General features: G+C 46.3%; 8 protein-coding genes. 5 read left to right on the top strand and 3 right to left on the bottom strand.

Going from position 1 to position 12,040, the window contains the following annotated elements:
* The first annotated feature begins 488 nt into the window (after positions 1 to 488).
* From ACUNWA_RS01550 to ACUNWA_RS01540, 3 genes are read left to right on the top strand one after another with little or no spacing between them, the layout of a single operon-like run.
* Complete coding sequence (locus ACUNWA_RS01550) at positions 489 to 3,656, top strand: SusC/RagA family TonB-linked outer membrane protein (RefSeq protein WP_445590115.1); 3,168 nt, start codon at positions 489 to 491, stop codon at positions 3,654 to 3,656.
* Positions 3,657 to 3,672: 16 nt separating this feature from the next.
* Positions 3,673 to 5,283: a RagB/SusD family nutrient uptake outer membrane protein gene (locus ACUNWA_RS01545; RefSeq protein ID WP_445590114.1), complete on the top strand. Its 1,611-nt coding sequence runs from the start codon at positions 3,673 to 3,675 to the stop codon at positions 5,281 to 5,283.
* Between the two features lie 24 nt (positions 5,284 to 5,307).
* Positions 5,308 to 6,066, top strand: a complete 759-nt coding sequence (locus ACUNWA_RS01540; protein WP_445590113.1) for a hypothetical protein — start codon at positions 5,308 to 5,310, stop codon at positions 6,064 to 6,066.
* A gap of 486 nt (positions 6,067 to 6,552) precedes the next feature.
* Here ACUNWA_RS01540 and kbl read toward each other — a convergent pair whose 3' ends face one another.
* From kbl to ACUNWA_RS01525, 3 genes are all read right to left on the bottom strand, one after another.
* Positions 6,553 to 7,740, bottom strand: a complete 1,188-nt coding sequence (kbl, locus tag ACUNWA_RS01535) for a glycine C-acetyltransferase (protein ID WP_445590112.1) — start codon at positions 7,738 to 7,740, stop codon at positions 6,553 to 6,555.
* 174 nt (positions 7,741 to 7,914) lie between these two features.
* Positions 7,915 to 8,553 carry a ribonuclease HII gene (locus ACUNWA_RS01530; protein ID WP_445590111.1) on the bottom strand — a complete coding sequence of 213 codons (639 nt, stop codon included), beginning with the start codon at positions 8,551 to 8,553 and terminating at the stop codon, positions 7,915 to 7,917.
* Between the two features lie 40 nt (positions 8,554 to 8,593).
* A complete protein-coding gene (locus tag ACUNWA_RS01525; RefSeq protein WP_445590110.1) occupies positions 8,594 to 9,721 on the bottom strand; it encodes a glycosyltransferase family 4 protein in 1,128 nt (375 codons plus the stop codon).
* Positions 9,722 to 9,888: 167 nt separating this feature from the next.
* On the opposite strand from ACUNWA_RS01525, the gene ACUNWA_RS01520 reads away from it, so the two are divergent.
* Together ACUNWA_RS01520 and ACUNWA_RS01515 are read left to right on the top strand one after the other, a co-directional pair.
* Positions 9,889 to 11,337, top strand: coding sequence for an oligosaccharide flippase family protein (locus ACUNWA_RS01520; RefSeq protein WP_445590109.1), 1,449 nt, complete (start codon positions 9,889 to 9,891; stop codon positions 11,335 to 11,337).
* Positions 11,334 to 11,999 (top strand): DUF3267 domain-containing protein, encoded by a 666-nt coding sequence (locus ACUNWA_RS01515; protein WP_445590108.1) that lies wholly within the window; start codon positions 11,334 to 11,336, stop codon positions 11,997 to 11,999. Before ACUNWA_RS01520 ends, ACUNWA_RS01515 begins: the two co-directional genes overlap by 4 nt.
* The last annotated feature ends 41 nt before the right edge of the window (positions 12,000 to 12,040 follow it).

Raw genomic sequence — 12,040 nt, 5'->3', positions numbered from 1 at the left:
TCCAAAAAGGATAGCCTCTTTCTTTATACTGCCATTATCCCGTCCCTATTCTCGAAAAATAACTAAGGCCAGCAAAGTCCATTCAACACAACAAAGGGGAACGCAGCAACACCATACTACCAACCTTATAATCAACAGACAAGACCTTTCGCACGCCACCATCCTACGAACAACGAAAGGCACCAAAACCTCAGTCCCCAGCAAAAACAGCTCATGTAAGCATTAGGTTACTTATTTCTTAACAGATGTTATTAGCCCTTTCCAGATTCAACTTAATTGTTACTTTTGCTCGATTAAGACTTTTTAACATCTGGTTAAGAAGCATAAATTGAAATTGAAGGGTCAATTTAAATCATTTTTTCTGTAGCGTTTTGATTAGGGGATCATAACGCAATCTTAAAAAAGGACGGCAAAGTCCTCTGGCTTGCTATTGCCCTGACAATTACATGAGTATAAAATTAATGCTGTTAAATTTTAAAATTATTTCTATGAGAAGAATCGCATTATTACTTGTAATTTTTGCTTTTGGTTTGCAGTCGCTCTATGCGCAAACCAAGGAAATTTCAGGTACTGTCACTTCCGCCGATGACGGAAGTACAATCCCGGGTGTCTCGGTCTCCGTAAAGGGAACCACGCTGGGTACTATTACAGATCTTGACGGAGCTTATGCTATTAATGTTCCACAGGACGCCGCAACGTTGGTATTTTCGTTTGTTGGTATGCAAACGCAAGAAATGGCTATTAGCGGCTCGGTCGTGAATGCAACACTGGCACAAGATTTCGTAGGCGTTGAAGAAGTTATGGTTGTCGCTTACGGTACTTCAACCAAAGGAGCTTTTACCGGTTCGGCTGCCGTTATGGGCACTGAAAAACTGGAAAAACGCCAGGTATCGAACGTCTCGAATGCGTTGGCTGGAGCCGTTGCCGGTGTTCAAGTATTGACCGATAACGGACAACCCGGATCTTCGGCAACAGTACGCGTACGTGGTGTTGGATCAATCAACGCTGAGTCGGATCCCTTGTACGTCGTTGATGGTATTCCATTTGACGGAGATTTGGCCTCGATCAATACATCTGACATTGAGTCGATGACCGTATTGAAAGATGCCGCTTCTACTGCCTTGTATGGTGCGCGTGGAGCCAACGGTATCATCATGATTACCACTAAAAAAGGAACATCGGGAGAAGCTAAAATCAATTTCGACATGAAAATTGGTGTAAACGATCGTGCCGTTGAAAACTATGATGTTTTCACCAGCCATCAGAAATACACAGAAACAGCCTATAACGCTATTTACAATGCCGGTATTTACAATTTGGGCTACAATGCATTTGAGGCCAATTCGTATGCCAATAACAAGTTGACCACTGATTCAGAAGGTGGCTATGGATACAACATTTACACACTGCCTGCAGGCGAGCGCCTAATTGGAACCAATGGTAAACTAAACCCCAATGCGACCCTAGGCTATAGCGATGGAACGTATTATTACACCCCCGACAACTGGGCCGACGAAACGTTCTCAAATAACCCAAGACAAGACTACAACCTGTCTATTTCAGGAGGTAACGACAAACAAAACTACTTCATCTCATTTGGTTACATGGATGACCAAGGCGTGATTTCAGGTTCTGGCTTCAACCGTATTTCAGGACGTTTCAACGGAGACCACAAAGTAAAAGAATGGTTGAAAGTAGGCGCCAATGTAAGCTACAGCCAAATCAACAGCGATTATCCCGGCGAGCAGGTGACAACCAACTCCAGCGGTAACGCTTTCTTTATTGCCAACTACATTGCACCGGTTTATCCAATCTATGTGCGCGATGCCGACTCTAAAGAAATCGTACTGAACAGAGGTCGTAAAGTGTACGACTATGGCGATGGAAACAGCACCAATTTCTCCCGTTCATTTATGCAAATCGCCAACCCTGCCGGTGACTTGACCTACAACAAAACCGAGTACTTAACAGATGTTATCAACAGTTCGTGGTTTGCAGAACTTACCCCACTGGAAGGCTTGAAACTGACCGCCAAGTATGGATTAAACATTGACAATACCCGCTACAACGACTTAGGAAATGCCTACATGGGGCAAAGTGCCGCTTACGGTGGAACTGCCTACCAGGATCAGACCCGCACACAGGGTTTCAACCAGCAATACATTGCTTACTACCGCTTTGCCGTAGACGATGTACACCAGTTTGATATTACTGCTGGTTACGACGGCTACACGTATTCTGATGAGTTTGTTTTCGCTTCAGGTCAAAACCTGTACAATCCGGAAAACTACTATGTGAATAACGCCATTGATAACCTAAGAGGCGGTGGCGCCAAAGATGTGTACACCACCAAAGGTATCCTGGCGCGTGTTAATTACTCGTATCAGGACACTTACTTTGGAAACATTGCTTACCGTCGTGACGCTTCATCACGCTTTAGCCCCGACAATCGCTGGGGTGATTTCTATTCGGCCAGTGCTGCCTGGATGATGAGCAACGAAGACTTCCTTGCCGGTGTGCATTGGATTGACATGTTGAAACTGAAAGCCTCGTATGGAGAGCAAGGAAACGACAACATCGGCAACTACTATGCCTGGATGGATCAGTTCAAAGTTACCGGATCCGATGGTGTATTTGCTGATGGAACCTTAGCTTACAAGGGCAATCCGGATATTACCTGGGAAACCTCTACTTCGTATAACCTGGGTGCTGATTTTGGTCTGTTCGCCAATACGGTGTCAGGATCAATTGAATATTTCGGCCGCAAATCAGCCGACATGCTTTACTACAAGCCTGTTGCCGGAAGTTTGGGCTACACGTCAATCCCCATGAACGTTGGATCAATGACCAACTCGGGTATTGAAGTTGACCTGGCCTGGAGTATTTTGAAAACAAACAACATTAACTGGAGCCTGAATACAAACGCTACCTTTATCAAGAATAAGATCAACGAACTGCATCCTGATTTGAATGGAGAGTTAATTGACGGCACACGTATTTATGAAGAAGGCGAATCGATGTACCGGATGTACCTGGTTGACTATGCCGGCGTAGATGCTGAAACCGGAATGGCGCAATACTGGGCAGAAGATGAAGAAGGCAATCCGATTAAAACCAGTGACTACACCGTTGCTCAAGACTATAAAGTAGCAACAGATAATTTGCTACCTGTTGTATATGGTGGTTTTGGAACGACAGTTGAGGCTTACGGTTTTGATGCTTCTATCCAATTTTCGTACCAACTGGGTGGTGAGATTTACGACTCAGGTTACGCACGCCTAATGCATAGTGGCATGGGAAGTTCTGCCGGAACCAACTGGCACAAAGATATCCAGAACGCCTGGACGCCAACCAATACCAATACGGATGTTCCTCGCTTAAATGCGAACGACCGGTACGCCAGCTCAAGATCAACGCGCTTCCTGACAAGCTCTGATTATTTGAGTCTGAATAACATTACAGTAGGCTATACCTTGCCTTCAAACATGGCTCAGTCGGTAAGTTTCGATAAAATCCGGGTTTACTTTACAGCCGATAACATCGCCTTATTGTCAAGTCGTAAAGGCTTGGATCCTCGTCAGAGCTACACTTCGGCGACCACAGCGCGTTATACCCCTATACGCACCATTTCTGGAGGTATCAATTTAACATTCTAATAAAAAATTGACAATTATGACTATAAATAAAACATATTTCCTTGCGTTAATCGCATCCTTTTCCTTCGCCCTTACTGGTTGCGAAGACCTGGATATGCTGCCCGAAGGAGACGAGGTAACGTCTTCGCAAAAAGAAGAGGTGGTGGAAAACGACCCCTCGAAAGCAGAAGCCGGCGTAAACTCCATTTTTGCTCAATTCTCGCAGTATGCGCCCAACGAAGATGCCTTGGGCTCTGTTCGCCACAATGACTTTGGCTATCCAGCCATCATGATGTTTACCGATGCCAACGGTTACGATGTGGTATCGGAAGACAACGGCTACAACTGGACAGGCAATAGCCTGGACTATTCTGATCGGGAAAAAGCCTCTCGCGAAGGCCAAATTACCTGGAATAACATGTATGCCATCATCAACATGACTAACAATGTGATTGGCTCCATTAATGAGGAAGTGGAAGACCCAACTTCTCAGTTCTACCTGGGACAAGGATTGGCTGCGCGTGCCTTCAGCTATTGGGTATTGGCTCAATTGTACCAGTTCACCTATGTGGGTAATGAAGCTGCCCCTTGTGTGCCCATCATCACCAATGAAAATGCAGGTGTGGCTGCTTTGGAAGGAGCTGCTCGCTCAAGTGTCAAAGAAGTGTACGACTTAATCACTTCGGATATTGACAAAGCGATTACGTTCCTGAGCTCAGCAGAGGAACAAGGAATCAGCCGCAAAGACAAGCGTTATATCGATCTGTCTGTAGCTTACGGACTTCGCGCCCGGATTAACCTAACCATGCAAAACTGGACAGAAGCCGCTGCGGATGCCAGCAAAGCCATCGAACTGTCAAGTGCTACGCCTAGCGGGCTTAAGACAGCCAACAAGCCCGCCTTCTGGACAGTAGACGAAGATAACTGGATGTGGGGTATCATTATTGCTGAAACAGACCGAGTGGTCACTTCAGGTATTGTGAACTGGATTTCACATATCGGGTCACTCAACTGGGGCTATGCTAATTATTCTGGAGGAAAGCAGATTAATAAGCAGCTGTTTACAAGCATTCCGGCCAGCGATGTCCGCAAAGGATGGTGGATTGATGAGAACCTGAGCTCTCCTAACTTGACTGACGAACAAGCTGACGCAGTAGTCGGTATTGGTTATGCCCCTTACACACAGGTCAAATTTGCACCGTATCAGAATGTGGTTGAAACATCAACCAATGCCAACGACATCCCTTTGATGCGTATCGAAGAAATGTACCTGATTAAAGCCGAAGCTGAAGCCATGAGCGGAGCAAACGGAAAAGCAACCCTGGAAGACTTTATCCAGACCTACCGTAACCCCGACTATTTATGCCCGGTTACATCGGCTACTGACGTTCAGGAAGAAGTATTCAACCAACGTCGTATTGAGTTATGGGGCGAAGGCTTAAACTGGTTCGATATCATGCGCTTGAACAAAGGCGTTGACCGTCGCGGTGCCGGGTACCCGAATACCACCATGGTATTCAACATTCCACAAGGAGATAGCAACCTGTTGTGGCCAATCCCTGAGGCTGAAATTCAGGCGAACCCAGCTTTAACCAACGGAGATAATAACCCAACGGGGACAGCACCACAGCCGGTTGCAGATCTTTAATGTCTCAATTAATTACTGAAAATTATGAAAATTAATAAATTATATTTTGCATTTCTTGTACTGCTTACAGCTACCATGGTAGCCTGTAGCGAATACGAAGATACCGTTGAACCAAGCCCGGTAGTAGCAGCAGGTAATCCTGCCGTACGCTTTTATTCGGACAACTCCACTTTGTTTGAATTTGAATCAACAGATGAATTCTCATTTAACCTCACTGTGGTTCGTGACAACAAAGAGACTGCAATTGAAGTGCCCATTAGCGAGATAGCTGATACAGCAAATATTTTCAATGTGCCAGAGACCTTAGCTTTTCCTGCAGGAGTAGATACCGTCAGTCTGACCATTACATTGGATGACAATACTCCATTAGGAAAAACTTGTGGTTTGGAAATTCAATTTGATGAGCAATTCACCAACCCATATAAAGTTGAGTATCCCTACTTCAAACTTGAGACCTTTATTCAACCACCTTGTGCCGAAAATGAAGTAATCTTGAACATTACTTTTGATGGCTATGCCAGCGAATGTACTTGGGAAATACTAGATGCCGACCAAGAGGTTATCGAATCAGGAGGCCCTTGGGCGGATGGCACTGTTTCAGCAACCAGCAAGCATTGCTTGGAAGATGGCACCTATTCATTCAAAATTTACGATGAATACGGCGATGGCCTAACTTACCCGGAAACGGGAGCTGCCTCTCTTGTCTTTGATGGTAACGAGATTGTACACGTCGATGGTGATTTCGGAGCTTCAAAGTCGGTAAGCTTTACTTTAGGTAATTAATCATACACGATAACTATCAGGAAGGGCTGTCCAACTATTGGGCAGCCCTTTTACATTTTTGCTTTTTATCTTCTCTGGAAGTGCTCTTCCTCTTTAAGACGTTTTCAATGATGTTGCACTCGTTTCCGAACAGAACACATCCTTCTTAGCAGCTCAGCACACCCCACCTTCCATTTCCCCATACCTGGCTCTTATTTTCAAGGATTCTTCTGTGTTATTTCAATGTATCTTCTGCGTTATTATATACACAAGATACCCAGAAGCAACGCAGAAGATACCCGGAAGATTCGGCTTTGCCCCGAATAGAATACGGTCATCTTGCAAGCTTCGCTCACTCCACGGACGGGCAACCGCCATACCTCAATTCAACAGCGATGGCTAGTTCTATTCAACAAGAGCCAGTCACGAACGAGGTTTTGAAACAAAAAAAGGGATCTGATCTTGCGCTAAGATCGGATCCCTTGATATTATTCAGGAGTGTGTCTTTTAGATCACTTTCAGCTCTTTTCCAACTTTGATAAAAGCCTCAACAGCCTGGTCAATTTGCTCGTTGGTGTGTGCAGCCGACAGTTGCACCCGGATACGGGCCTTTCCTTTCGGCACAACAGGATAAACAAAGCCAATCACGTAAATGCCTTCTTCCAGCAGTTTATCTGCAAATTTCACCGCCAGGGGGGCATCGTACAGCATAACCGGAACAATCGCCGTTTCGCCTTTCACCAAGTCAAAGCCGGCAGCTTCCATTTTACTGCGGAAACGGTCAGCATTTTTCATGGTCCGGTTTTGCAACTCCGAAGAGGCAGTCAGCATTTCCAGCACCTTCAAGGTAGCGCCTACAGTAGCCGGAGCCAGGGTGTTCGAAAACAAGTAAGGGCGCGAACGCTGACGTAGCATTTCAATAATTTCTTTTCGACCTGAAGTACAACCGCCGTTACCGCCACCCAAGGCCTTTCCAAAGGTTGTGGTAATGATGTCGATTTTACCCAGCAAGCCAAAGTGTTCGGCCGTTCCACGTCCGGTAGCGCCAATATAACCTGACGCGTGTGAATCATCCACCATCACCAGGGCATCGTATTTCTCACACAATTCAACAATCTCGGGCAGTTTGGCCAAGTCTCCATCCATAGAGAAAACCCCATCGGTAACTACAACGCGGTATTTCGCCGACTGGCTGTCAATCAAACATTGCTCCAGCTCTTCCATATTGGAGTGCTTGTAACGGAAGCGTTGTGCTTTACACAAACGTACACCGTCAATAATCGAAGCATGGTTCAGCTCATCGGAAATAATAGCCGATTCAGCACCCAATAAAGGTTCAAACACACCACCATTGGCATCAAAAGCCGCACAATACAAAATAGTGTCTTCGGTGCCTAAAAACTCAGATGTCTTTTGTTCCAGCTCTTTGTGAACAGCCTGTGTTCCACAGATAAAACGAACCGAAGACAATCCGAATCCCCACTCATTCATAATGTCCTGAGCTGCTCCAACAACTTCCGGATGGTTAGCCAATCCGAGGTAATTGTTGGCACAAAAGTTTAACACTTGTTTGTCGGAACCAACCTTAATGCTGGAACTTTGTGACGAAGTAATAATACGTTCCGTTTTATACAGCCCCTGCTCTTTCAATTCTTCGAGGGATTGTTGTAAATCTTGTTTTATTTTCCCGTACATGTTTTGAGTATTTGAGTATTTGAGTATTTGCTTGGTTCTCCTTCGCGCTAATTGAACAAGCAATCAACGCCGGAATCGCATTCGAAAATACAGTCCAAAGTAATTAAATAAGGCTAAAATAAAAAGTGACAAAAGGCAGGGTAACCGCCATTTTCCAACTTTGAAGCTACCGGATTACAACGCCAGCTTCAATTGCTCATCCAGCAGGCGAAAACTCATGCGGTGATGCGGTGTAGGCCCATGTACCCGAATGGCATCGCGATGCACTTTGGTTGGATACCCCTTGTTTTTCTGCCATTGGTAAGCCGGAAACGCTTCATCCAGCTGATTCATATAATCGTCGCGATAGGTTTTGGCCAACACCGAAGCCGCAGCAATCGACAACATTTTGCCATCGCCTTTGACAATGCACTCGTGAGGAATGTCGGGGTAAGGCTTAAAACGATTACCATCAATCAGCAAATGCTCCGGCTTCATTTTCAAGTTATCCACCGCGCGGTGCATGGCTAGAAACGAAGCATTTAACACATTGATTTCATCGACCTCCTGGTTGGTGACCACCCCCACCCCAAAAGCCAATGCCTGCTCCTCAATGATGGGTCGAAGCTGGTAACGTTGCTTTTCCGTCAGCTTCTTGGAGTCGTTTAACAAATCGCTTTTGAACGAAGGCCCCAGAATAACCGCAGCGGCATAAACCGGTCCGGCCAAGCAACCCCGGCCAGCCTCATCGCAGCCGGCTTCCACTCGCCCCTCCTGCAAACAAAGCAGCAGGCTTGTTTTCGGCTTACGTATCGTTGATTTTTTCTTCTTCATTATTCTTAACTATTTCATCCCAGCTAACTGACTTTAAGAGTCAATCCTTCAAACTATTTTGAATACTTTGCCACAAACTATCGGCTGTTTTATCCCAGCTAAATTTTGCTTGTTGCTCTTGTCCCTTTACCACCAGTTCTTCCCACAAATTCAAATCACCAGCTAATTGGCTCATGGCCTCGGCCAGCTGGCGAGGCTGTGACGGATCGACATACAGCACCGCATCGCCGCCCACTTCGGGCAAAGAGCTGGTGTTGGAGCAGATGACCGGAATGCCGGCCCTCATAGCTTCCAGCACCGGCAAGCCAAAACCTTCAAAGTACGGCACAAAAGTCAGTGCCAGTGCCGCGCCCAACACCTGATGCAAATCTTCAACCGACAGCCGCCCCGTAAAAATAATATCCTCCTGAAAGCTCATGGTTCCGTAAACCTGGGTGATCTCCCTGGTTTTAAACATCACTTCCCCGGCTATAAGCAACTTGACATTCGGATTTCCGGAATTGCGAAACGCCTCATAGGCCAGCAACAAACTAGCCAGATTTTTACGCGGATGCAAGGACCCAACGTATAAAAAGTAGGGCTGACCAGCCGTAAAGCGCTGCCGCGTTTTCTGTTTTTCCTTTTCAGATGTTGGCGTATAGTGCAGATTAACACCATTATAAACCACATCAATCGTATCCGAATCCATGCCGTAGGTTCGTTGAATATCTTCTTTGGAATACTTGGAAACCGTAGCCAAGCGATTGGCCCGCCGCGCAAATTTCGGAAAAAAATAATTGAAATAGCGCGCCATCAGCCAAGGTAAGTCCTGCGGCCGGTGCACAAAGTTGAGGTCATGAATAACCGCCAGCTGTTTCACCGGTGTGCGTAACGACAAGTAACCATCGGGTGAGACAAACAGGTCGGCCTTGTACTTTTTCAACACCCGGGGAATCCGGTATTCGAACCAAAGCCACCACAGCACGGGGTGGCGCGTAGGCGGTGAAATGACCAGCGGGGTCACATTCTCCGAAAAGATAAACTCATCGCTGTAAGGTCGGTCGAACAAAAAAAGAAACTGGTGCTCGGGATGCTTTCTGGTAATACGTGCAAGCGTTTCGCGTGTAAACCAGCCAATTCCCTCCAATTTGTTTTTTTGCAACAAGCGTGTGTTTACCGCAATGATCATGAGCCTTTCGGGTTATTGAACGATTGTAAACTCGTTATTTTTTGTATTGCTATCTTTCGAGTCCCGAAATGCAAGAGATCGAGACCATCAAATTCAAGCCAAATGTACAAAGTCTGCCTAAAAATTGATTATTTTTAAGCCAATTAATCCGCTAAAGAAAACGGCCGTTGAAACGTAAGTTTGTTACCAATTTAATCCTGCTGCTCTTTCTGAATCTTTTGATCAAGCCATTCTGGATCTTTGGCATTGACCGGACCGTGCAAAATATGGTGGGTGCCGAAAGCTATGGCCTGTACTTTTCCTTACTGAATTTCTCACTGCTGCTGAATATCCTGCTCGACTTGGGGATCACCAATTTCAACAACCGAAACATTGCCCGACACAGTCACCTGCTCAAGAAGTACCTCAACAACATTGTAGGGCTGAAATTCCTGCTGGCTGTGGTTTATGCGTTGGTCTGTCTGGTTAGCGCCGCGCTTATCGGCTACAGCAAACTTCAGTTTCACCTGTTGCTGTTCCTGATTTTCAACCAATTTCTGATTTCGTTTACCCTGTACCTACGCTCCAACATCAGCGGACTACACCTGTTTCGCACCGACAGCCTGCTTTCGGTGCTTGACCGAAGCCTGATGATCGTGTTTTGCAGTATGCTGCTTTTCACTCCCTGGCTGGGTGGAGCTTTCTCCATCAGCTGGTTCGTTTATGCGCAAACCGCCGCCTATGTCCTCACCGCCATCATCACCTACCTCACGGTGTTGCATTATGCCGGGCGCATCCGGATCAGGCTTAACTGGCGCTACATCCGGCTGATTCTGAAGCAAAGCTACCCCTTTGCGCTGCTAATCTTACTGATGTCGTTTTACAACCGGATTGACTCGGTGATGCTGGAGCGCCTGCTCCCCGATCCAATTGGAAAACAGCAGGCGGGCATTTACGCACAGGCTTTCCGGCTGCTGGATGCCTTCGCCATGTTTGGCGTGTTGTTTGCCGGCTTGCTGCTCCCCATCTTCGCCCGGATGATTAAGCAGCGCGACGAGCTGGTGCAACTGGTGCAATTCGCTTTCCGATTGATTATTGTGCCCGCTATTTTGGTGACTGTAGCCGCCAACTTTTACGGGCAGCCTATTATGGAGCTGCTCTACCACGAACACATTGAACAGTCAGCCCCCTTGCTTGGGATCCTGATGACCGGCTTCTCCGGCATTGCCACCACCTATATTTTCGGCACCCTGCTTACAGCCAACGGAAGCCTGAAACAACTCAACCAAATGGCTTTTGCAGGAATGGTCCTCAACATCAGTCTCAACCTGCTGCTCATTCCGCCGTTTCAAGCGGCCGGATCAGCATATGCCAGCCTGGCGACCCAACTCCTGACAGCATTGGCACAGGTGGTCATCGCCAGCAAGCTGTTTCAGTTCAAAATCAATTATCATTTATTACTGAAACTGCTGGCCTTTGTTCTGTTTACTATTTTGGCTGCCAAGAGCAGTCTCTTAATCAACAACAGCTTGGTGGGCTTTTCGCTGCTGATGATTGCAGCTACCGCCTATGCCTTCATCAGCCGGCTGATTTCGATGAAAGCCTTTTTTGTAATCCTGAAAGATCAAACTAAATGAAGCACCAACTCACACCCACCGACTTAAAAAATCGGGATGAATTTGAACTGCTGGCTGAAGTGGACCACCAGCATATCAAGCCATTCATCTTTGAACAAATTTCGCGGGAAAAACACCTGATCCGGCTGTATTCGATTTATCAAATCAGCATGATCGCCCTGTATGTGTTTATCCTTACAAAAGCGGCCATCCACTACACTCACGGTGTTAGTCAGCCAATTACCAAGATGGGCCTGGCCTTGCTTTTTGCTTTCACGCTGCTAATCATTTTGCACGAATTGATTCATGCCGCAGCTTACCGCCTCAGGGGAACCGGTAAAGTACAGTTTGGCGCCATCTGGAGTAAATTCATATTTTATGCCGGGGTAGATAAGGAAGTCATTGATTTTCGAACCTTTCGATTTGTAGCTCTTGCTCCCTTCTGGCTTGTCAAAGGACTCTGTATTGTAAGCGCTTTGCTCTTTTGGACCAGCCCGTGGGCTTACTTCTTCATCAGCCTGATGTGTATTCATTCCCTGTTTTGTGCCGGCGACATGGCCATGCTGGCCTTCTACAGACTTCATCCCGACAAGGAAATTTATAATTATGACGATCTGAGTCAGCAAAAAACCTACTTCTATTTCCGCAAAAACAATAAGGATCAAGCTTCTGAGCAGTCATAATACTCTCAAAGACCAATAACTTTTTTTTCGATGAATCGCTT

Source organism: Sunxiuqinia sp. sy24 (genome assembly GCF_052677165.1).
The sequence above is the reverse complement of the archived record's forward strand: the minus strand, read 5'-3'. Positions and strand labels throughout refer to the sequence as shown.

Coding starts and splice junctions, on each gene's coding strand:
- ACUNWA_RS01550 (WP_445590115.1), top strand. CDS start 489: ATGAGAAGAATCGCATTATTACTTGTAATTTTTGCTTTTGGTTTGCAG.
- ACUNWA_RS01545 (WP_445590114.1), top strand. CDS start 3,673: ATGACTATAAATAAAACATATTTCCTTGCGTTAATCGCATCCTTTTCC.
- ACUNWA_RS01540 (WP_445590113.1), top strand. CDS start 5,308: ATGAAAATTAATAAATTATATTTTGCATTTCTTGTACTGCTTACAGCT.
- kbl (WP_445590112.1), bottom strand. CDS start 7,740: ATGTACGGGAAAATAAAACAAGATTTACAACAATCCCTCGAAGAATTG.
- ACUNWA_RS01530 (WP_445590111.1), bottom strand. CDS start 8,553: ATGAAGAAGAAAAAATCAACGATACGTAAGCCGAAAACAAGCCTGCTG.
- ACUNWA_RS01525 (WP_445590110.1), bottom strand. CDS start 9,721: ATGATCATTGCGGTAAACACACGCTTGTTGCAAAAAAACAAATTGGAG.
- ACUNWA_RS01515 (WP_445590108.1), top strand. CDS start 11,334: ATGAAGCACCAACTCACACCCACCGACTTAAAAAATCGGGATGAATTT.